The organism is Enterococcus sp. AZ077, from assembly GCF_051714965.1.
Lineage (GTDB): Bacteria > Bacillota > Bacilli > Lactobacillales > Enterococcaceae > Enterococcus_B > Enterococcus_B hirae.
Genome location: NZ_JBIOSX010000001.1, coordinates 2,421,664 through 2,445,127 on the forward strand (window position 1 = coordinate 2,421,664; position 23,464 = coordinate 2,445,127).

Annotated in this window: 17 protein-coding genes; 5 read left to right on the forward strand and 12 right to left on the reverse strand. The window is 36.7% G+C overall.

The annotated features are described in order from the left end of the window. Nucleotides 1-174: 174 nt before the first annotated feature. Nucleotides 175-1,548 (forward strand): amino acid permease, encoded by a 1,374-nt coding sequence (locus tag IGL28_RS11290; protein WP_010737111.1) that lies wholly within the window; start codon nt 175-177, stop codon nt 1,546-1,548. 233 nt (nt 1,549-1,781) lie between these two features. Here the strand turns inward: IGL28_RS11290 and IGL28_RS11295 are convergent, their stop codons facing one another. The 4 genes from IGL28_RS11295 to IGL28_RS11310 form a co-directional block, all read right to left on the reverse strand. Next, complete coding sequence (locus IGL28_RS11295; protein WP_081128444.1) at nt 1,782-2,681, reverse strand: LysM peptidoglycan-binding domain-containing protein; 900 nt, start codon at nt 2,679-2,681, stop codon at nt 1,782-1,784. Between the two features lie 113 nt (nt 2,682-2,794). After that, nucleotides 2,795-2,965, reverse strand: coding sequence for a hypothetical protein (locus tag IGL28_RS11300; RefSeq protein ID WP_164445097.1), 171 nt, complete (start codon nt 2,963-2,965; stop codon nt 2,795-2,797). 1 nt (nt 2,966) lies between these two features. Next, nucleotides 2,967-3,638: an NAD(P)H-dependent oxidoreductase gene (locus IGL28_RS11305; protein WP_081128442.1), complete on the reverse strand. Its 672-nt coding sequence runs from the start codon at nt 3,636-3,638 to the stop codon at nt 2,967-2,969. 77 nt (nt 3,639-3,715) lie between these two features. Then, the gene (locus tag IGL28_RS11310) at nt 3,716-4,621 is read right to left on the reverse strand and encodes an AraC family transcriptional regulator (protein WP_081128440.1); all 906 of its coding nucleotides are present in this window, start codon (nt 4,619-4,621) and stop codon (nt 3,716-3,718) included. A 194-nt stretch (nt 4,622-4,815) separates the two neighbouring features. Between IGL28_RS11310 and IGL28_RS11315 the strand changes: the two genes are divergently transcribed. From IGL28_RS11315 to IGL28_RS11325, 3 genes are read left to right on the forward strand one after another with little or no spacing between them, the layout of a single operon-like run. Further along, nucleotides 4,816-6,273 carry a glycoside-pentoside-hexuronide (GPH):cation symporter gene (locus tag IGL28_RS11315; protein WP_438843959.1) on the forward strand — a complete coding sequence of 486 codons (1,458 nt, stop codon included), beginning with the start codon at nt 4,816-4,818 and terminating at the stop codon, nt 6,271-6,273. Nucleotides 6,274-6,288: 15 nt separating this feature from the next. Beyond that, a complete protein-coding gene (locus tag IGL28_RS11320) occupies nt 6,289-7,323 on the forward strand; it encodes an aldose epimerase family protein (RefSeq protein ID WP_081128438.1) in 1,035 nt (344 codons plus the stop codon). A 2-nt stretch (nt 7,324-7,325) separates the two neighbouring features. Then, complete coding sequence (locus tag IGL28_RS11325; protein WP_010720860.1) at nt 7,326-8,513, forward strand: galactokinase; 1,188 nt, start codon at nt 7,326-7,328, stop codon at nt 8,511-8,513. A 218-nt stretch (nt 8,514-8,731) separates the two neighbouring features. On the opposite strand, the gene IGL28_RS11330 is transcribed toward IGL28_RS11325, so the two are convergent. The 5 genes from IGL28_RS11330 to spxA all read right to left on the reverse strand — a co-directional run bounded on the left by IGL28_RS11330 (nt 8,732) and on the right by spxA (nt 14,210). Continuing rightward, entirely contained in the window at nt 8,732-9,199 is a 468-nt protein-coding gene (locus tag IGL28_RS11330; protein ID WP_034867740.1) for a DUF4809 family protein, read from the reverse strand. A 542-nt stretch (nt 9,200-9,741) separates the two neighbouring features. Beyond that, a complete protein-coding gene (pepF, locus tag IGL28_RS11335) occupies nt 9,742-11,556 on the reverse strand; it encodes an oligoendopeptidase F (RefSeq protein ID WP_034699929.1) in 1,815 nt (604 codons plus the stop codon). A 123-nt stretch (nt 11,557-11,679) separates the two neighbouring features. After that, the gene (locus IGL28_RS11340; RefSeq protein WP_081128436.1) at nt 11,680-12,675 is read right to left on the reverse strand and encodes a competence protein CoiA; all 996 of its coding nucleotides are present in this window, start codon (nt 12,673-12,675) and stop codon (nt 11,680-11,682) included. Between the two features lie 100 nt (nt 12,676-12,775). Continuing rightward, the gene (locus IGL28_RS11345) at nt 12,776-13,423 is read right to left on the reverse strand and encodes an adaptor protein MecA (RefSeq protein WP_010720865.1); all 648 of its coding nucleotides are present in this window, start codon (nt 13,421-13,423) and stop codon (nt 12,776-12,778) included. Between the two features lie 388 nt (nt 13,424-13,811). Next, on the reverse strand, nt 13,812-14,210 hold the full coding sequence (spxA, locus tag IGL28_RS11350) for a transcriptional regulator SpxA (RefSeq protein WP_002296384.1): 399 nt from the start codon (nt 14,208-14,210) through the stop codon (nt 13,812-13,814). 778 nt (nt 14,211-14,988) lie between these two features. On the opposite strand from spxA, the gene IGL28_RS11355 reads away from it, so the two are divergent. Then, entirely contained in the window at nt 14,989-15,696 is a 708-nt protein-coding gene (locus tag IGL28_RS11355) for an HAD family hydrolase (protein ID WP_010720866.1), read from the forward strand. A 119-nt stretch (nt 15,697-15,815) separates the two neighbouring features. Here the strand turns inward: IGL28_RS11355 and IGL28_RS11360 are convergent, their stop codons facing one another. Genes IGL28_RS11360 through IGL28_RS11370 form a run of 3 tightly spaced genes read right to left on the reverse strand, consistent with a single transcriptional unit; the run spans nt 15,816 to nt 23,287 of the window. Then, nucleotides 15,816-19,010, reverse strand: coding sequence for a DEAD/DEAH box helicase (locus IGL28_RS11360; RefSeq protein WP_438843960.1), 3,195 nt, complete (start codon nt 19,008-19,010; stop codon nt 15,816-15,818). A gap of 15 nt (nt 19,011-19,025) precedes the next feature. Continuing rightward, entirely contained in the window at nt 19,026-22,160 is a 3,135-nt protein-coding gene (locus IGL28_RS11365) for an AAA family ATPase (RefSeq protein WP_081128432.1), read from the reverse strand. Next, the gene (locus tag IGL28_RS11370; RefSeq protein ID WP_081128430.1) at nt 22,160-23,287 is read right to left on the reverse strand and encodes an exonuclease SbcCD subunit D; all 1,128 of its coding nucleotides are present in this window, start codon (nt 23,285-23,287) and stop codon (nt 22,160-22,162) included. The genes IGL28_RS11365 and IGL28_RS11370 overlap by 1 nt, the downstream gene beginning before the upstream one ends. Between the last annotated feature and the right edge of the window lie 177 nt (nt 23,288-23,464).

A 23,464-nucleotide genomic window follows, 5' to 3' on the forward strand; every position in this document is an offset into this window, starting at 1 on the left:
CAAGTATCCCGCATGATTTTTTTACAAGAAAGGCTCGCAATTTGTGAGAACTTTCTGTAAAATCACATCAAGAGTTTTAAAAGCAAATTGTCTTTATTGATCATTTATTTGTTATTAATGTCTATCATTTATTCGTATTTGCTTGTTTTACTCAAAAATGAAAGGAGTTTTAGTATGGAAGAAGAAAAATTAACTCGAAGCCTTAGTGCCCGTCACATTCAGATGATTGCACTAGGAGGAACGATCGGCGTAGGATTGTTTATGGGTGCTTCCTCAACCATTCGTTGGACAGGTCCCTCAGTAATGGTTGCCTATGCTGTCGCAGGTCTCTTTCTTTATTTGATCATGCGAGCACTTGGCGAAATGCTTTATGTCGATCCTTCAACGGGTTCTTTTGCGAATTATGCTAGTAATTATCTTCATCCTGTCGCTGGTTATTTAACTGCTTGGAGTAACATCTTTCAGTTTATTGTTGTCGGGATCAGTGAAGTCATTGCAGTCGGTGAATATATGAATTATTGGTGGCCTCATCTGCCAACAATCATTCCTGGGATTGTCGTCATCCTCTTTTTGATGCTTGCCAACTTAGCTTCTGTTAAAGCTTTTGGTGAACTAGAATTTTGGTTTTCAATGATTAAAGTCGGCACGATCGTTTTGATGATTCTGGTAGGGCTAGGTGTCATCTTATTTGGCTTAGGAAATCAAGGCCAAGCAGTCGGGATCTCTAATCTTTGGAAAAACGGCGGTTTCTTTACCGGCGGAGTAAAAGGTTTCTTTTTTGCGCTATCCATTGTTGTTGCATCTTATCAAGGAATCGAGCTGATCGGAATGGCCGCTGGAGAAGCTGCAAATCCGAAAAAAACGATCGTTGAAGCTGTTCAATCAACTATTGGACGAATCTTGATTTTTTACATTGGTGCTATTTTTATTATCGTTAGTATCTATCCATGGAATCAATTAGGCACAATAGGTTCCCCATTTGTTCAAACATTTTCTAAAATCGGGATCACATTTGCTGCCGGATTGATCAATTTCGTCGTCTTGACGGCTGCCTTATCTGGGTGTAATTCTGGTATTTTCAGTGCCAGTCGAATGATCTACACCTTAGCAATCAATGGAAAAATGTCGAGGAAATTTTTAAAACTAACCCGTCATGGCGTACCTTTTTATCCAGTCGTAGCGATTTCTAGCGGGATATTGATTGGCCTAGTTTTAAATTACCTGTTACCTTTGTTTGTGAATCATGCAGAAAATATTTTCGTTTTTGTCTATAGTTCCAGTATTTTACCGGGGATGGTTCCTTGGGTAGTTATCTTACTTAGTGAGATCCAATTTAAAAAACAACACCCAGAAGAAATGAGAGATCATCCATTTAAAATGCCATTATCACCTTATACCAATTATCTTACTTTATTATTTTTAGCCATTGTCTTGATTTTTATGTTTATCAATCAAGAAACAAGAATTCCATTGATTATTGGTCTCGTGTTTTTGTGCTACATGACGATTCATTATTTTCTACGTGAACGAAGACTGAAAAGTCGCTAATCTTCATCAAAAAAGCAGGGCTTCCCATCAAATGGGACCCTGCTTTTTTTATGGTCTAAAATAAAAAAATTTCTACGATTATTTATGTATCACTATCTTACTATTATCTATATCTTTTATTCAGTTCACGATGAACTTAAACAAACCATTTCAATTCAAAAAAATAAGCTAGTGTCCAATCAATTAATTGGTCGCTAGCTTATTTTTGCTGATCAAGGCATCTTGTCAGTGGCTTAATTCAATTTCAATACTTCTCCAGGACTGAAGAAATAGCTGTCCATCGTCATCCCATTCAATGATAAAAGCTTATCAACTGGTATCCCTGTACGTTCCGCAATCTGGTTGGGACCTTCTCCTTGTTGAACGACAGTAGTAGCAGCTTGTTCATTTGAAGTAGCGCTTGCTGTCTGTCCTTCGGTTCCTTGGGTAGCTTGGGTAGCTTGACTGGAAGATTGTGTCGTTGAGTCAGTCGTCTGAGAAACACTAGTTTCCGTTTCACTAGTTGTTTGACTGCTTGACGTTTCTGCTTGTACCGAAGCACTTGTTCGGAGATAGATATCAGAAATTTTAGCTACTTGTTCCGTATAATCGGCTGAAAGTTGGTTGATCCAATTTGCAAGATCTACGCCTTCTTTGGTTGGTGCTGCTTGATACGTAGCTTGTAATTTGCTGATCCCTTCATCGGAAATAGCTTGTAGCGCTCGAGCCTTTTGATTAGCAATCGCAGACAACCCCATCACACCGTTTTGATTGTTCTGAATCTCAGCTTGGTATTCTTCGATCAAACGAGGCGTTTGTTCTTCCAATTTCTTTGTATAATCTGTCATAATCGTTTGTAACTGATCCGTCAGTGTGCCTGTTTTCGATTCTTGAGTCGAACTTGCAGTTTCTTTATTTTTTGGTTTCGTTGTGGAAGAAGCTTTTTTTGTGGTAGTTTCGCTTGTTTTTGCGACCGAGCTTTCTGCACTCGAACTATTCTTTCCATGAAAATAAAGAGCTGTAACAGCACCTATAAGGACTAAACAAACGGCAACAGCCGAACCAATTTTGATCAATCGGCGTTGCGTTTCTTTTTTCTGTTGTTGTCTACGAGCCATTCGGACATTGACTCTTTGCTCGTTTTCTTCGTTCATTACTTTCACCACCCATTAGTATATAAAATAGCGTTATCAATCCTACTTTAATCCCATTGTAGCAAATAATCATCATTCTGAACATTTTAAACTGTGTTATTTATAAACAAAACTCACCATTTTTGATGATTCCAGGATTCTCCATCGATTTCTCCTTGTAATTGGACTTTTCGTTCTGAAATTTCCAGTAAAAGTTTTTTTGTTTCATGCAACAAAGCTTTTGTTTCATAATCTACCGATGTACTTAATTCTTCCAATTGTCGTACAAACCATTCTTCCGCCATTTTATTGCTCCTTTAATTCTTGTAAGATAAATGTGAGGTCTTCAATCTCTTCTTTTTCATTCTCTAAATAGTCGATTAAGAATGCTTGCTTGGTCTGATCTAGTTGTTGTAAAGAATGATTGCTGCTTAGTCGCTCAATAAACCAGTTTATTCGCTGGATCAAGGTCGGTTTGCCTACTAATGTCAGGTATTGTTGATACACCACTAAACGCTCCCAACGCTTTTCTTCTGTTTGATACATGAATTGCGCCATCACAAATGGAGGTAAAAAAGTCATTTCAAACTTGTGGGCAATCCGCTGATACGGTCTTAATAATTCAGAAATGGTATATTCTTCTTTCCCGCCTGCTTGATATTCTTTTTCAGAAACGCCAGTTGTCACGACAACCCCTAATTCTTTGCCTCTAAGAATTTCGTCAGCATGTTCCAATACAGTGTCCTCCCATAGTTTTAAATGAGCTGGCGCACTATACCAATACAAAGGGAATTGGAAGATGATCCGGTCATGTGTTTTTAATAATTCAAGTTCTGTATCACGATCAATCGTCCAATCTGGGTAATGTTTTTCCAAATGATGCCAAGTAACCGTTAAATTTTCAGTTGCTTCTTTAAAAAATTGTTGGTTCAATGATGTCTCAATCGTAGGATGACTAACGATAATCAAAGTTCTCATTTCTTGACTCCTCTTCATTCTTGCTATTTCCTAGTTTAGCACAGAACACAAAATGTCATTAGTCTCCTGCCTTATGGTTAGGTAGACCAGGAAACAATCTCTTGTTCTTCTAATTCTTTCTTCAAAGCACCTAATGAAAGGTTTTGGGACGCTTCATTTTTCATCCGTTTCCGATAATTTGTTGCTGTTTCTCCAGTTGTCTTTTTGAACATTCGGCTAAATACAACTAAACTATTAAAACCAACTTGATAAGCGATACTCTCTACTGAATCATCAGTCAACGATAATAAAAATGCTGCTCGGTTGATTCGCACGCCAATCAAATATTCTTTGATACTCGTTCCTAATTGATTTTTAAAGACTCTTGATAGATGACTCCGGTTGACTGACAGTTGTCGAGCAATTTCCTCTACTGTTAAATTTTCTGGATAGTGTTCTTCAATATACTTCACTGTCTCGATTGCTAGTGGCGAAGAAACCTTTTGATTTCCCAAACCGATTTTCCCGCCATCTTTTAGTAATACGGATAAAAAGCGATAAGTCAAAGCCGTCAATTCTAATTCATCTGCTAAACCGTCTTGTGAATAATGAAGACAGTCCAAAATAATATCTATATATGCCGAAATACCTGCAGAAACCATTGTATACTGATCTTCTTTGAATAAGGAACGTTCAATGATCTCTTTCGCTAATGGCCCACCAAAAGACAACCAACAGTAGACCCAAGGCTCTTCACCATCTGCTAAATAAAAAGTAGAATCCCCTGGCCGGATCAAAAACAGATCCCCTTTTTGCAATTGATATTGCTGTTCTTTCACATGGTAAGTTCCTTTACCTTCCATCACGACATGTAACACATAATCTTGTCTGATTGCTGGACCGAAAGAATGATATGGCAAAGTTTTTGAAAATCCACAAAAGTCAAAATAACACCCTTTAGCTAATTCTTGACGTTCTTTTTTTAAAAATATTGCTTGCTCCATCGCTCTCACTCCTTTGTTTTTACTTTACTCTTCTTGTTCTACAACGTGCAACAAAAAGTTAAATATTAGTCACAAAAATATATTCATCAGGAAGCGTTTTCTTGATAAAGTCAATAGTAGAAAAAGAACTTTATTTATTTATTGTAACCGGTTAACTTTTTATTGTATATTTAACAAAGAAGGGATTAGATACTATGAAGAACAAAATGATACAACGGGTTTCTTATGCTTTAGGCGCATTCGGTCATGATACTTTTTATGTTACTCTCAGCACTTATTTTATGGTTTTTGTAACAAGCGAGATGTTTGCAGGTACAGATAAAGCAACTACTGCTCGAATGATCGCTACGGTGACCAGTTTAGTCGTTGGTATTCGTTTAATTGAAATCGTTTTCGATCCATTGATTGGCGGGATTATTGATAATACTCGAACAAAATATGGAAAATTTAAACCATGGCTGGTCATTGGTGGTTTAGTTAGTTCATTCCTTTTGATTTTTCTTTTTACTAATTTCTTTGGCCTTGCTACTCACAATACAACTTTGTTTATCATCCTTTTTACCATTGTTTTTGTATTATTAGATAGTTTTTATTCATTTAAAGATATTGCTTTTTGGTCAATGATTCCAGCTTTAAGTACTGAAACCAAAGAAAGAGAAAAATTCGCGACTTTTGCTCGATTCGGTTCTTCCTTAGGAGCAAACGGGACCACTTTGGTCGTCGTACCAATCGTCACATTTTTCACTTATTTAGTTACTGCTCATCATGTTGAAGGCGCTTCAGGTTGGTTCTGGTTCGGTGTGATTACCGCTGTGATCTCTGGAGGAACTGCAATTATTACAGCTTTAGGAACAAAAGAAGTCGACACGGCGATTCGTCAACAAAATGAAAAAGCAAGTATCAAAGATGTCTTCAAAGCAATTGCCCAAAATGACCAATTAATGTGGTTAGCACTTTCTTATATTGCTTATGCTATTGCCAATGTAGCAACAACTGCCGTTTTATTCTACTTTTTCAAATATGTCTTAGGTCAACCAACTCAATTCTGGATTGTCGGTTTAGTAGCAGCTTTACTTGGACTAGTCGCTGTGCCTTTATTCCCTGCTTTGACACGATTGATTTCTAGACGCTATGTCTATATCGGCGGTATTGCGATGATGATCAGTTCTTACTTCTTCTTCTCTATCGCAGGCACTAGCTTACCGATCGTGATCGTTGGACTTGTTTTATTTTACTTCCCACAACAGTTGATCTTTTTATCTGCCTTGATGACAATCACTGATTCTGTGGAATATGGACAATGGAAAAATGGGATTCGTAACGAAGCTGTGACTTTATCGATTCGCCCACTGCTCGATAAAATTGCAGGTGCTTTATCTAATGGGATCGTTGGGTTTGTCGCAATCGCAGCTGGTATGACTGGAAATGCTTCTGCTGCTGATATTATCAATCATGGAATCATGACTTTTAAAGCGTATGCATTTTATGTTCCTGCAGCATTGATGTTCTTTTCTGCCATCATTTTTGCTTGGAAGATCACTTTGACAGAGAAAAAACATGCGCAAATCGTCAAAGAACTAGAAAATAAATTAGCTTCACATGAAGAACTCGCATCTGAATTAGAAGATGACTTTATCATTCCACAACATTAAGAAAGGAATTATATTATGACGATTACAGAAAAAGACTTTGGTCAGGGGTACCATTTGATCACATTATCCAATACTCACGGACTTAAATTAGCCGTCACTGACTTAGGTGCACGGATCGTTCAGCTAACTGCTAATGATCGGGAATTAATTTTAGGGTTTGACTCCGCACAAGAATATTTGACAAAAGATGCTTATATCGGAGCAACGATCGGACGAACAGCAGGTAGGATTGAAAAAGGACAATTTTCTTTGAATGATCAAACCTATCAATTGAGTGTCGATCCTCAGACAGGGCATTCACTTCATGGAGGTACACCAGGATTTGAACAGAAAAAATGGACGTATCAACTAAGTGAAACAGACAAAGAAAGCTCAGTCACATTTACTACTACCAGTCCCGACGGAGAACATGGTTTTCCTGGAAATTTATCCGTAGAAGTTTGTTATACTTTGACAGAAGACAACATTTGGCGTGTTAGAACGCAAGCAATCAGTGACCAGGATACCCTTTTCAATCCGACCAACCACGTGTATTTCAATTTAAGTGGCGATGTAGAAGAATCAATTGATCAACATACACTTTGGCTAGACAGTGAGTCTTTCGCTCCATTACGACCTGATAGTATACCAACTGGCGAAAAAGCGAGTGTTGCTCAAACACCTTTTGATTTTCAAACACCTCAAAAATTAACCACCGTCTTTACTAGTCAATTTGAACAAAAACAACTTGTTGATGGGATCGATCATCCTTTCTTTTTAAATAACCCAGGTATGAATCATGTATCGGCTTATTTATTAAGTCCCGATGAACAAATCAAAGTAAGCATCATGACCGATTCACCTAGTGTTGTGATCTTCACTGCTAACTTTGGGCAAGATACCCCAGAAATGCATGGAAAGAAACTAGCCAACCACGGTGGTATCACGTTTGAGACTCAAATCGCTCCCGGAGCAGAACAGTATCCAGCTTTTGGAAATATTCATTTAGCAGCACACACACCATTTGAAACAACTACAGAATTTAAAATCGACACAAGAGAGGGTATCTAACTATGGAAATCAAACGCAGTTTAAATACAAAATTCGCAGAAATCTTTGGACCTAAAAAAACCACACAATATTTTTCTCCAGGCAGAATCAACTTGATTGGTGAACATACAGACTATAACGGTGGTCATGTTTTCCCTGCCTCCATCACTTATGGCACACAAGGAGTTGCCGCACCTCGTGAGGATAATAAAGTATTGGTCTACTCAACAAACTTTGAAGACGACGGTGTCATCAGCTTTACTTTAGACCAACTTGATTACGACAAACAAGCAGGATGGGCAAACTATGTCAAAGGTATGATCGTTAAACTAAACGAAGCAGGCTACCCAATTGAACATGGTTTTGAACTCTTAGTTGAAGGGACGATCCCGAACGGTGCAGGACTTTCAAGTAGCGCTTCCTTAGAATTGTTAGTCGGTGTTGCCTTAGAAGACTTATTCCATTTATCCATTGATCGACTTGAATTAGTTCAAATTGGTAAAAAAGTAGAAAATGAATTTATCGGTGTCAACTCGGGGATCATGGACCAATTTGCGATTGGCTTTGGCGAATTAGACAAAGCTATTCTACTTGATACAAATACGTTAAAATATGAAATGGTTCCAGTAAAATTAGATGGCTATGCAGTAGTAATCATGAATACAAATAAACGTCGTGAATTAGCTGATTCTAAATATAATGAACGACGTAGTGAATGTGAAGAAGCACTAAAACGTCTCCAACAAAAATTAGCTATTCAAGCATTAGGTGATTTAGACGAAGAAACATTTGAAGCAAACATTGATTTGATTGGTGATGACACATTGATTCGTCGTGCTCGTCATGCAGTTACTGAAAACCAACGAACATTAGAAGCTAAAGCTGAACTGGTACAAGGAAACTTGGCTGCTTTTGGTCAATTATTAAATGCTTCACACGATTCGTTGAGACATGATTATGAAGTAACTGGTATCGAGCTTGATACATTAGTCGATGCAGCTCAAAAACAAGAAGGTGTCCTAGGCGCCCGTATGACAGGAGCTGGCTTCGGTGGCTGTGCGATCGCATTAGTCAAAGAAGAAAATATCCCTAACTTTAAAAACAAGGTCTATGATGAATACTTAGACGTCGTTGGCTACGCCCCAGAATTTTATGTGGCACACATCGGCAATGGTACTACAAAGATTATGGAAGAAAGTGTTTCAGCTTAATCCAATGAAAGAAATGTAAGGTAGTTCAACGTTACGTTTCAAAAGAATAAAGCAAAATTATGATCGTCACTTTTCAAAAAAAAACAAATAATCATGAAATGCTACCTGAAGTGTCAAAACAAAGACCGACCACCAAAAGTTCATTTAAACAACTTTTGGCGGTCGGTCTTTTTGCAGCTAATTTTCTCACCATATCCATTTCAATAAAACATCTGCTATTATTGAAATAAATACGCATGATCCGTTTGATCTTCGATTCGTTTTTGCCATTCAGGATCATGTTTTGGTACAGTGGCTATTTCTTTAAATTTGTATGGTCCTAATTCAAAAAACTGTTGAAGGATCTGACTCACTTGCTCAAATAAAGCTGGACGCTCCATCCTATTTTTGACGGTCAGTTGCTGATCAGCTGTACAAAAAGTCACATTTCCTAATTCTTCAGAAACATTGATCGTCTTGCCCGCTCTACTCAACTGGCGAACTTCTCCTAACATTTCATAGATGTCCTCACCTTCATATCCTTCTAGTAGTGCTAGACTGTCAACTAACGAACTCACAGTCAAATCAGCGATGATTGCTGTTTTCGTTCCTAATTGCAGCGAATAAATCGCAGCATCTACGATACCACAGGCATTACAACCACCTTCTGTTAACTCACTTTTTCTAGTGATTTGTACTTCCATCATTTCTGGCTCACCTTCTTCCTATTATAGCTCTGTTTTTTATTCTTCGCGTTCTTTGCTCTTCTTTTCTTCATTTCCAAGCGAGCAGCTTCTCGCAGACAACGTACATGACAATTGACATAAGTTAACACTACTTCATCTGACTCTTGTTCAAATCCCCAAAAAGACATATTCATCCTTCCATTTCTTTTTTGAATGTGTATGGTACAAAAATATTGTGCAACTTCTCTGACAATAAGAAAAATTTTGGCTTATTTCATAGAGTTGACACTTGAATACCATCTATGTATTTTTAGAAGTATTGATAGGCATCTCCAACATCTATCAGACAAATTATTTTCTATAGCATAAAAAAAAATAAAATTTACGTCAATATGAACAAGCAACTATAAAAAAATAAAATGCTCTTATTTATTTTAATTATGAGGTAAATAACTAAAACCCACAGAAATCCACATAGGACTTTTGTGGGTTTCAGCTATTTAGATCAGATAAAAGAAACAGAAGCTATCTGTTGATAATCAACGCATTCTTGTCTCGAACACTTATGACAATTTTTCAACTAGTTCCTCTAATTCATTTAATCGTTGTTCAAACTTAGTCATAGCTGATTCGATATAATCAGCTTTTGTCATGTCGACGCCTGCTTTTTTCATGACTTCAACTGGGTAATCACTATTTCCTGATTTCAAATAAGTAAGGTATTTTTCTAGAGCATCTGGCTCTTGACCCCAAATTTTCTGCGCCAAAGCAGAGGCAGCTGAAAAGCCTGTTGCATATTGATAAACATAATAATTATAGTAGAAATGTGGGATACGAGACCATTCATATTTGATTTCCGGATCTTTTTCTACCGCTGATCCATAATATTTGGCATTCAATTCCCCATAACTGTCGCTTAGATATTCACTGGTCAAAGGTACACCTTTGGCATCTTCTTCATGCATGAAATGCTCAAATTCTGCAAATTGTGTTTGTCTGAAAATCGTTCCTTTGAATCCATCAAGATAATGATTCAAGACATATGCACGAACACGTGGATCTTGTTCAGTTTCAAGCAAGTATTCTGTCAAAATATTTTCATTAGTTGTTGAAGCAATCTCTGCTAAGAAAATGGAATAATCACCGTAAACAAACGGTTGGTTTGAACGAGTAAAGTAACTATGCACACTATGTCCCATTTCATGTACGAGCGTAAATAATTGATCCAACGTATCATGCCAGTTCATTAAAATATAAGGATTGGTATCATAGCTTCCTGAAGAATAAGCGCCACTTCGTTTCCCTTTATTTTCGACCACATCGATCCAACGGTCAGCAAAAGCTTTTTCTACCACTGACAGATATTCTTCCCCCATTGGTGCCAAAGCTTCCAAAGCTTTCTGTTTCGCTTCTTCGTAAGTGAACTTGATAGGAGCTTCTCCTAATACTGGTGTATATAGATCATACATATGCAGTTTTTCTACATTTAAAAGACGTTTGCGTAATTCCATATAGCGATGCAATAGCGGAAGATTTTTATTGACTACTTCAATCAATGTATCATAAACACTTTCTGGAATATGATTGTTGCTCAAAGAAGCTTCTCTAGCAGAATGATAATGGCGAATTTTTGCTTTGTAATTGTGCCCTTTGATATGGGTACTCAATGTTGAAGCAAACGTATTTTTAAATTGATCATAGACACGATAAAGCCCTTTGAATGCAGCTTCTCTAACTGTACGATCTGTGCTTTCCATCAATTGACCATAGACACCATGAGAAAGCTGGATTTTTTTCCCATCTTCTCCCACGATCGTAGGAAACTCTAGATCGGCATTGTTTAAAACAGCAAAAGTATCACTGGAAGCGCCAAAAATTTCTCCTGCTCCAGCTAGTAATGATTCTTGTTCTGCAGATAATATATGCGCACGATTATCCACCATTTGTTTTACGTAATGACGATACAGTTCTAACTTCGGCTCTTGCTCAAAATACTGCCAAATCTGCTCATCCGAAAGTTGAAGGACTTCTGGTTCATACCAAGAGACTGCTTCACTTACTTTAGAAAATAAACTTCCTGCTCTCGCATATAACGCTTGATAAGTCGTATTTGCTGTATCTTGGTCATTTTTTAAATGAGCATAGACATAAATGAGTTCCACTTTTCGGTAAACATCTAAAACAAATTCAAGCGCATTCAGAAATTCTGTCGCACCCTTTGCTAATGTTCCTTTATATTGATCGGAATTTTTTAATTCTTCTGTTAATTCTTGGTATTTTTCATCAAATTCTTGATCGCTAGAAAAGATTTTGGTGAGATCCCAAGTTAGTTCTTCAGGCAATTCTTCTCGTTTTGGTAATTGGGTCGTTTCACTCATTTAATACACTCCTTTATTGTTTTCACTCTTTTTTTCTAATTCATATTGAAAATAGAAAAATGAATAAGCCTACTAAAATCAGCTACTCTTAATTAGTGTATCATAATTTATTTCTGTTTGACATCAAGAATATCTCCTCACACTCCTGGTAAAGTAATCGGAAAATCTTTTTCTTATCAACCATTGGATAAAGCCAAGTTGTTTTATTTGGTTCAATTTTTTGGAGCCAATTGAGATACTTCCATTGTTTGTTTCTGCCTGCTTGTTCACTGATGATTTCTTCAAATAAAAGACGATAAAAGAAGACTTTTTCTTGAAAATAAAAAAAAATCGACTTTCTGCGTACATCCATGGAGATAAATAAAGTAAATGTTTTTTTCTAAGATAGAATTGTTTTTGTAAATGAACGTATTTAGACTGACGATAGTATAATTTTTTTTGTAACCATTTTTGACAGCCAACATTAGTAAGAACTTTTTGCCGATTTTGATTCTCCATCTGTTTTTCTAATAGACTTACAGGAGATTTACTAAAGAAAGGCCAGCTGATTGTTTCATAGGTTACTGTTCCAGAAAATAATTCTGCCAAATGATAAAACAAATATAATCTTTTTTCCAGCCAATCGATTTTCCATAAATGAGTGCCCATGGTGTCATTGTACATACAAAAGTACTTTTCTCTCGTTTTTAAACGATCATTTTTGAAAAAAGCAGAGCCTAAGATCCACCAAACACGATAGTTTTTGCTTAGATATCCTTTTGTTCGTTCTTTCATCCGTTCATAAGCGAGAACTGAACACTGAATTTCTATGGCTAGATCCCCGCAAAGGATATCTGGTCTTTGTCGAAGGGCTGGTAAATAGGCTTCTAAGACAAGCGGATGAGTAACAAATTGTCTACACCACTCAAAAAAATATTTTTTGAGTTGGAGATGCTCCGTTGTTTCTTTCTCACTAAAACCAAAACAATCCTGTAAATTTTTGTGAGCAAAATGTGCTGTTTTTTGCTGCCCAGTTTTTAATATCACTGGTTCCTTACAAGCTGGGCAGAAAAGACTTTGCCGTTTCGTACATGTTGTAGCCAGATATCTTTTTCCATGTTTATCAATTGCAACCATCATAAATTAGCTGCCCCCCTTCTAAAAGAAAATACGTCAAAAAAAGAACCTGATCATTTTCATTGATCAGATTCTTCAAATTGTTTCTTTGATTATTTGCTGCTTACGCAAAATAAAATTTTGTACGTTCCAAAGCATTTCGTTCCATAAGTAATTGCGCATATTCGTTCAATGTTTCAATGGTCCGATCGCTTCTTTCTGCAAACTCTAAAATTCGAGCTACTTCATTAGCGACATCTGTTTGGTTTAAATCTTCCATCCAAAAATGTACGGCTAAATAGTAGATACCATCTAGTAAATACAAATCTGTCCAGGCTGATTCCAACTCGACATCATTGGCTAGTTGAATCATTTGTTCAAAGTCTTCAAAAGCAAAAATCGCTTGGTGTTCTGTTTCATCGGAAATGCGTTCAGTCGTTTCTTCTTCATTATTTAAGATTTGTTGCTGGATAAATTCAGTTACATCATCAGAATCTAAAGAGTCTTCGTCTTCTTGGAGCATTTCTTCATTCGGTAAGTTTTTACTAATAAAAAGTTCTAAACCGTCTCCTTTAGGAAGCACTTGAAATGTAACAGCTTCGCTACTGCGGAACTCATCTTCAATATCAACTTCTTCTAAAATACTGTAGAAAAAATTTTCGATCTCTCTATGGTTACCAAGCAAGTCTAAAAATGAGACGCCTCGCTCTTCTAAATCTTCATGACCGATCATTACTCGGATCGTATTTTCATTAATATGTTCCATTTCCATCTGGCTACACCTCACTTTGCCACAACTATCAATATAACTTCATTGTAGCGAAATAAGCTTAAATGTAAAGAAAAAAAATTACCATTTAAAATCAAAATAAGTTTTTAATTTAACCTTGACATCATTTTTTTCACTTAGCTAAACGTAAAAAAGAGCTTAGGACAAAAAGCCACTCCTAATGCGAGAACGAATAAACGGCATTCAAAAAGTAATCCTTAACAATAAATCAAATTTTTGAGACCAAGTATTTTGGTCTTCTCAAATCTCGCTATCACCCAAAGAGTAAAATTCCTTTGCATGTTACATCTAGTTATATGTACTTTCTATTCTGGTAAAAAAAAACTTAGAAAAACTACAAAAATAGTTTTTCTAAGTTAACGTTTATTTTCTATAATCCAGCCATTAATTGTGCTTGACGCAATTCCAATTGACGTACATCACGTGGTAAGAAACGACGGATTTCATCTTCATTGAAACCAACTTGTAGGCGTTTGTCATCGATCATAATCGGACGACGCAACAATCCAGGGTTATTTTGAACGAGTTCTAACAGTTCTTGCAATGGTAAATCATCAAGATCCATGTTTAGTTTTTGGAAAACTTTTGAACGTGTTGAAATAATTTCTTCTGTGCCATCTTCAGTCATTTGTAAGATTGCCTTTAATTCTGAACTATTTAATGGTTCAGAAAAGATATTTCGTTCAACAAATGGAATTTGATGTTCTTGTAACCACGCACGGGCCTTTCTACAGGAAGTACAACTTGGGGAAGTATATAGTGTTAACAACGTGCACCACTCCTTTTCATGACTAATGTCACTTTTTTGTAACAGAAGATCATTATAATCTTCCATCTGTTTCTATTATACATAATCAACTTTTAAATAGCTAGCTTTTTTCATAATATTTTATCAAAAAAATGAAAGTTATCTAAGATTTATATTCCGTAAAACCAACGCTTTACGTTTAGTTAGCAATTAAAAAATGAGAGTTTTCAAATTTAATTCAAATATAACCTGCCATTGAAACAGGCTTTAAAGTTGTACTATTATTTTATTACTCATCCTACAAAAAAACGGTTTCTTTGAAAAAATTATGTTTTTTATTTCTGTCTGCTTTATTTTGTTTGCTATTACAACAGTCCTTTTAATTGAACCTAACCCTTATTTTGTCCGCTAATTAAGCACCCTTTTATATTACAATGGTTATAAAATGAAAATCACTACAAAACGCCTTATCGCCATCATTAAGTGTTATTTTATATTTTAATCATTTTCGTTTTTCTGTATTAAAAAAAACATTCTTTATCAAGTAAAATAGGATTATTCTATTAAAATTAGTCAGAATTTCGTTTCATTGAGGATTAATTTATTCATCAGATAATCAAATGATATTCAATTTTACTATTTTAGTGAAAAAAACTGAAACTTAAAAAGCTTATTCTGTCAAGAAAAGAGAAATATAGTAATAAAAACCTTTATTTAACAACGTTTTAACCGGTATTTTTCTGATACAATAGTCGAGGATTTATGAAAAAAATGATGAAAACCGAAAGGCGTGTAGAATTTGATTAAGTCAGTTGTTTTTGACGTTGATGATACGATGTACGATCAACAACAGCCATTTAGAAATGCGGTAAAAAAAGTAGTACCGCTTGTTTCAGATATAGATATGGGACCATTATATCTCCGGTTCCGTCATCACAGTGATGAAAATTTCCCTAAAGTGATGGCAGGAAAATGGACCTTGGAGTATATGCGTGCACATCGAATCAGCCAATCACTAAAAGACTTAGATTATCCACATATTACTGAAGAAGAAGGTCTTTATTTCCAACAAGTTTATGAAGAAGAATTAGATAATATCTGTCTTCATGAGGAAGTAAAGAAAACATTGGACTTCTTGACTGAAATGAATATCCCTCTCGGAATCATTACCAATGGTCCCACCGATCATCAAACCAAAAAATTGAATCAACTTCAATTAGCAAACTGGATTCCTTCACAGCATATGATCGTTTCGCAAGCAACAGGATTTCAGAAACCAGAAAAAGAGATTTTTCAACTTGCTGAAGAACGTTTCAATCTAACTGCAGAAGAAACTCTATATGTAGGCGATAACTACGACAATGACGTATTAGGTGCTAAAAGAGCTGGTTGGCAAGCGCTTTGGTTTAACCATCGTGAACGAAAAGTTGATGGTCCATTGAACTGTGATATCGAAATCACCTCATTTGATCAATTATTAGAAACGATGAAAGTAATTTTCAGCTAAAGCATCCATGCACAGCTCCTAGCAAAACAAATAACTAAAAAACTCTCGAAACATAATCTTGTTTCGAGAGTTTTTTATTATTGAGTCTTAAGATTTAATTATTTTTTGTTTCAAAATTTTTAGTCTTCCAGGTCTCCGACACTCAGAATCATCCGAATATCATCTTCCGTTAATTTGGTTAATTGGTCTTCATTTCCTTGGATGACTTTTTGGAATAACTCTCTTTTTTCTTGTTGTAACGAATCCATCCGCTCTTCAATCGTTCCTTCTGCAATCATGCGCCAAACTTCGACCACATTTTTTTGTCCGATACGGTGCGCACGTCCTGCCGCTTGTTCTTCAATGGCTGGGTTCCACCATAAATCATACAGAATTACCGTGTCTGCTCCCGTTAAGTTGAGTCCGGTTCCGCCAGCTTTCAATGAAATCAAAAAGACATCTCGTTCTCCTTCATTGAATGCATCTACCATCGTTAAACGATCTTGCGGTTTGGTGCTTCCTCTTAAGTAAAAAGTAGAAATTCCTAATTCTGCTAGTTCTTCTTGTAAGATGGTCAACATACCTGTAAATTGAGAAAACAACAGAACCCGCCGATTGTTTTCTTTGGCTGCGACCAGTAGATCTTTGACTTGTTCTAGCTTTCCTGAGCCACCTTCATAATCCTCCAAGAATAATCTTGGATCACAGCAAATTTGGCGTAATCGTGTCAAACCAGCTAGAATACCGATGCGATTCTTTTTAAAAGCTTCTGAGTCCATAGTAGAAATCTCTTCTCGCATCTGACGTAAATAAGCCAAGTACACGGTTTTTTGCTCTTCTGTCAATGCAGAATAAAGATTCATCTCGGTTTTTTCTGGTAGATCGCTTAACACGGTTTGCTTATCCCTTCGTAACACAAACGGACGAATCATTCGGGCAATTTCTTCAGGTGCCAGCTCTCTAAAGCGGGTCTTATTCGGGAAAAATCCCGGCATAATCGTCGCAAAGAGCGACCATAGTTCTTCCAGATTATTCTCAATTGGCGTCCCACTTAAGGCAAAACGTTGCGGTACACTTAATTCTCGTAGCGCTTGAGCTGTTTTGGTACTACTATTTTTAACCATCTGAGCCTCATCAAGGATCAAATAATTAATCGCATGTTTTTGATAATCTGCTAAATCTTGTCTTAAACTAGCATAAGAAGTGACTCTGATATCTGCCTTACGAGCTAATAGTTCTTCTCGTTCCTTTTTATTCCCGTTGATTACTTGGATGCTCAAAGAAGGAGCAAATTTTTTCACTTCTGCTTGCCAGTTATAGATCAAACTAGCAGGAGCGACGATCAAAGCAGAGAGTTCGCCTTTTTCTTCTTTTTCTGAAAGCAAATAGGCAATTGTCTGAAGGGTTTTTCCTAGACCCATTTCATCTGCTAAAATTCCGCCAAACTGGTAATTTCCCAGCATTTTCAACCATCGAAATCCTTGTTTTTGGTAATCACGCAATTCAGCTTGTAGACCTGCTGGCAAGGATACTTGATATTGTTCAGGTTGTATTAGATCTTGGATCATTTTTTGATAGGAGTCACCAAAAGTTGCTGAACTTCCTGCTAACTTATCTTGAATGATCAATCCTTGGTTTTTAGGCACATGGATCGTTCCAGATTCTGAACGGATCGATTCACGGAATTGTTGCAAGATTTGACTTGTTTGCTGAAACTCTTCGGAATCAAAGGACAGTACTTGCCCATTTTCTAACGTATAGAAAGCATCATTTCGCAACAAACTTTGTAAGACCTGATTGATTTCTTGTTCCTCAATCCCAGTCACATCAAAACGAATATCTAACCATGAACTGGTTTCTTCCACTTCGATCTTCGGTTGATGTCGATGTGCATCTAAATACAATTCCCGAAGTTTTTTCCCAAGGCGAACCTCACCAAACTGACGGAAAACGGCTAACTCCGTACGGAAAAAAGTATACAATTCTTCTCCTGTCGGCAATAACCGTTCATAGCCTGTATCATTACGATGGTAGCGATACATTTTGAACAAGTCTAATACGCGTTGTTCTTGGGCTTTGTCTCTTAATACTTCAGAAGCATTTTCAGCAATAACTTCATGTTTTTTATCTGTTGAAAAAACGACTTCATCATACACAAAATCAACACGAGCCTGGATCTTGCCTTTCGATTTTCTAAAGAAGAAAATAAATTCCACTGGCACATCAGCAACTTCTGCTTTTACTTCATCCGCTATGCTGACTTGACCAATTTCAGATAGCAATGGAATGATTTCTTTGAATAATGAGGATAGTTCTTGCTTAAGAAACAATACTTCGAGTTTCTCAAATCTTCTCATAAGCTGTTTCCAAGTTAAATAGACTGCTTGTTGACGTTTTGTTAATGAATAAAATGTTCCTTGGATCATTCCCCATTGATAATGAGTAAAGAATAATTCAAAATCATTCAGTGCACTTAATTGATAAGCCTCTTCTTTTTTTGTTACTTCAAATTCTAAGGAAGGCTCATTATTCGAAAATCGGACTCCTTGATAATTCACTTCTCCGATCTTCATTTGGAGTTTCGTCGTTTGGTTCATTTGTTCTAACAATGTTTTTGCTTGTTCGATCGGTAATAACAAATAGCGTTTATCTAATTTCCCTTTAACTTGTAGGCCGTTTGCACCTAAAAGAAGTTGCGTTTGGGCACACTCAGCTAACGTTTTTAAGATTACTTGATCTTCTCCTTGAAAAGCTCGTTGATCTAGATGGAACTGGTATTGTTTATTCACAGTGTAACGTTCATTTTCCATATAGGAATGTAAAAAATCAAAAATGTTTTTAACGATATACGTTTTCTTTGGCTGATCTAAATAGCCAATCCGCAAATAAACGGCTAAAATAGCTAATTCCGGATGATAATGATTGGTCTCAATCGTTTCTACTTGATATTCCACAATCAATGGTTGCATCCGTGGTGAATGGTTTTTGACAGTTAATCTTGAAAAACCTTTCGTTAAAATTTCACCTTCGCTACTTTTTTTGACGGGTTCTAACGCTGGTTGATCTGCCTTGATTATTCGTGAAAGATTCTTAGAACGCAAGTATAGTTCCACTGCCACTGTATGCTTACAATAATGATGTTCTTCCCAATAAGGGCATTGGCAGAAATCGACTTCTTTGGCTGTCCCATCTAAATCGACCATATACAATTCACTGCCTAAGACTTCCGCATGCCAAACTTTTTCTTCTTGGTCAGGGACAACCGATAATACCCGTCCTTCTTGCAGATATTGACGTCCTCTTGCAATGACTTTTTCTGGAATGCTCCATTTCATCAGTTAATCCCCCTCTTATCCAAGATGATAGCGTACTTTACTTTGTCCGCTACCTTCTGTTTCGATTCTGATTTGTTGTACTACTCGTTCTTTTAATTCTCTCACATGGCTGATGATCCCGATCATACGACCTTCACTTTCAATTGTTTCTAATGCTTCAATCGCCATTTCAAGTGCTTCTTCATCTAACGATCCAAATCCTTCATCAATGAATAACGCTTCGATCAACACACCACCGGCTTGTGTCTGGATCACTTCAGCTAAAGCCAACGCTAAGGATAAAGCTGCAATAAAACTTTCGCCACCAGATAGCGTATGAGCCCCACGTGTCAGACCTGCTTCATCATCATAGATATTGATCTCCAACCCTGTTTTCCCACGGTAACTTCCCACTTCATCTGCAAGCTCAAATTGGTAACGATTTTTCGTCAGACGTTGCAATCGCACATTTGCCACTTGTAGTACTTCTTGTAAATACACTTGTAGTACGTATCTTTCCAAGCTGGTTTTTCTGGGGTTTTCCCCATTCATCGTTTGCGATAATTGTTGTAGTTGGATCAATTCATCTAATTGTTCTTGACTCGCTTGATAAATCGAAGAAAATTCTTCGATGATTTGCTGATTCTGCTGTTCTTGCTCTTGCAAGTGATAACAATGTTCCTGTTGTGTTTGAACCGCAGCTTTTAGCTCATCTAGTTGTTGCTCCAATTGTTCTAAATCAGGAAGTGTTTCAGCTAAAGCAACATGGTTCAACTGGCTTAAGCGGTCTTCAACGATTAATCGTTCTTTCTCATATGCGTTGACCAGTTGACTCTTCTCTTGGTATTCAACTGTTTGTTTAGCAAATGCCAATACCTCATCTGCTTCTTTAAAGTAAGCTTGCTCTTTTATTTTTGCTGAAATTTGCTCTTGGATACGCTGAATTTTATTTTCAATTTTTACCTGTTGTTCATGAATATTAGCCATTTGCGCTTTTAACAAACTGATTTCTTGAGAAAAATGAAGTTCTTTTGTTTTTTCTTCTGCTAACCATTGGGCTTTCATCGCAACATTTTCTTCTAATTGGTTGACATCCTCAATCAAAGTCTGAGTATTTTGTCCTTCTAACTGTTTCGTCAAGGTAACAAGCTCCCCTTGTACTTGTTGGAGCTCTTCTTTGTTTTGGCTGATTTGTTCGGTGATCTTCTTTCGCTGATCTTCGATAAGACTTAAACGTTCAGTTAGTGTTTGAGTAGCGATTTTTGCCTGTGTGATGGCCTCTGCACGCGAATCCAAATCATGCTGGATTTTTTCTAAGGATACAAGAGGATCATCTGCTATGGCAAATTTAAACGATTGCTGGATCAAATGTTGTAATCGTTCTTTGCTTTTTTGGATCTCTACTTGTTTTTCTGTTCCGAAGTTTTCCAAGTCAGCTATTTTTTGTTCTATTTGTGCTTTTTCTGCTTCACTACGCCCTATTTCTTGATTGATTTGTTCAAGGTTTGTTTCTGCCTCGGCTAAATTTGCTTCCAGTTGGACAAATTCTTCTTGATTAGGCAATACATGCTCATTTTGTTGTTTAGGATGCTCCGTTGACCCACAAACTGGACAAGGTTGCCCCGGTAATAATAGCAATTGCAACTTCGCAATTTGTTGGCTTGCCCATTGACTCTTTAAAAGATCAACTTGATTATTTTGTTTGCTTAACATTACTTGTTGAGCTTGGAGTTTTGTAATCAGTTCGGACAACTTGGTTTGATTCATCTTTAACTGTTCTGTATTCTGGTGATTTTCTGTAAGGATAGTTTGGTACTTTTCTTGCTCATGCCGAAGTTGTTCGTAACACAATTGATCACTGTGCAAGCGATCTTGGTCAAGCAGCAGTTCTGCTAGTCTTTGTTCTTCTTCTTTTAACTGGACTTGTTCTTGAAGAATTTTTTGTTCTTTTTCTTCTGCTTTTTTCTTAGCCTTTTGTAACTCTTCACTTTCATTTTGCTTTTTTTGCCATTCTTCCGCAATTGGGATCAATGACTTCATGACTTGTAATCGATTCGCTGCATGTTCCATTTCTTGTTGGGCATTTTTTCGTTCAGGTTCATCTTTACGCCACTGTGCATACGCTTGTTCTTGTTGCACGAATGTTTCAGAACAAGTCTGTTCTTTATCAATCAGTTCTGCTTGTTCTTTCTGGTATTCTTGACTTCGTGTCAACGTATCGACCAGTCGTTCAGCAAATTCATAATGAGTGATCCATTGTTTTATTTCATTGATTTCACTTTCTTGCTGGATCAATTTTGCATATTTTTGCTCTAATTTTCGCTTTTCTTCCTGACGTGTTTGCAATGTTTGCGAATGATAATAGGTATCTTCTAATTGCTTTTGTTGTTCTTGTAAATGAACCAGTTTATTTTTTTCTTGGAGAAGTCTTTCTTGTAATGTTGTTTGCTCTGCCTGCCAATAAGTGAATAACGCATCAAAACTTAAGGTTTCAGGAACCGTTCCTGTGTCCAAAGGGATAAACCGTTTTTGCAGCAAACTCAATTCTTGCTCAAGATGATCTAATTTTTTTTGATGTTCTTTGGCTTTTTCTTTCAATTGTTCATTAAGTTGTTGGAAAAATTGCGTGCCAAACAAATTACGTAAGACAATTTCTTTCTCACTACTTGATGAAATTAAAAAATTACGAAATTCTCCTTGAGGTAGTAAAACGATCTGAGAAAACTGTTTCGCATCCAGATTCATTAATTCTTTGATTAATTGATCCACTTCACTACGTTTCGTGTATTGGCGCATTTCTTTGCCCGCTTCATCAAAGATCGTCAAAGAAACTTTTGCTACTTGCTTTCGATTGCCTTCACCTTTACGTTTGGCCAAGAGTTGTTCTGGCTTACGTTCAATCTCATAATTCAGCCGCTGATGCTCAAATGAAAAAAAGACACACGTTTCTTCTTCAGGCGTAGCAAAAAGAGACCGCATTTCTTTACCAGTCCTGATTCTGCCAGAAGTTTCACCAAACAATGCATAAGTCATTCCATCAAAAAGAGTCGTTTTTCCTGCACCTGTTTTTCCAGTAATCAAAAATAGTGGTGCTTCGGTCAATTTCGCAAAATCAATTGTCTCGTCAATAAAAGGACCAAAATTTTTTAGTCGTAATTTCTTGGGTTTCATTACTGATCATTCCTGTCCGTGAGTTCTTGTAGCGTTTCTTTTAACCAGATTTCCTGCTTGTTCGTCAACTGTTCCTTGGTCATTTCTTTGAAAAAGCCTTGTGCGATCTTATGTGGATCCTTTGTCATCATCTTTTTTTGTTTTCCCTGTTTCAGTTCTACTCGACCGTTTGAACGTTCCACACCAAGTATCCGTGGATAGATTTTTCTTAATTGATTCATCATGTTAGGGATAATTGTTCGATCTTCCAAATAAATTTGGAGATAATTTTCACGATTGATCGTCTGATAAAAATCTGGATTCAACAGCTCTTTAAAACTTGCTGTTATTTCTTCAATATCATATAACGGGGTCAGTTCTCGAAAATTCAAAGAGACGTTCTCTTCTAAATCTACGATCCAGACACCTTTTTTTTGATTGATTTCTGACAATGAAAATTTTAAAGGCGACCCACTGTAACGGGCATTTTTTTGATTCAATGCTGCGTGATTGTGGAGGTGTCCTAATGCGACATAATCAAATGGTTCAAGTAAATCTCCTGGAACAGCATCTAATCCGCCTACTTCAATTTTGGTTTCTGAATCTGATTTCATACTCCCGGTCACAAAAAAGTGACTCACTAACACTTGTTTTTTTGTTGAGTCAAACTGCGTTTTCATTTTCTCAATGACTTTTTCCATTGCTTGTTGAATGGTGCGTATTTGCTCATCTTCAAAATATATCCTCGCTGAGATTGGTTCAAAATAAGGCAAAAGGAAAAATTGCGTATCCTTGAATATGATTGGTTGAAAGGCTTCTGGCAATCTAGTTTGTAAATAATAATCGGACTGACTGAACCAAGGTGTTCCTGTCGAAAGACGAATACCGCTATCATGATTTCCGGATATCGCAAAAATCGGAAATCCTTCCCGTAGATTCCATTCGACCATCAATTGATTGAACACTTCAATGGCATCCACTGACGGAACACTTCGATCATAAAGATCTCCCGCAATCACGATTGCATCAACATTTTCTTCTTTTGCAATTGCTAAGATCTGGGTTAAAACATGCTCTTGTTCCTTGATTCGATCGTATCCTTGTAGTTTTTTTCCAATATGCCAATCAGCTGTATGTAAAAAACGCATCTCATCACCTCAAAAAATGTCCTTCTAATTATTATAACACTTCCCCTCATTACATGATACCTAGGATCATTACGGACTAAAACAAATAGGCAATGAAAAAAAGTTGCTGATTCCGTATAAACATAGATAGTCCCATGCTTAGAAAGAATCACAACTTTTATCATTACCTTGCGCTTT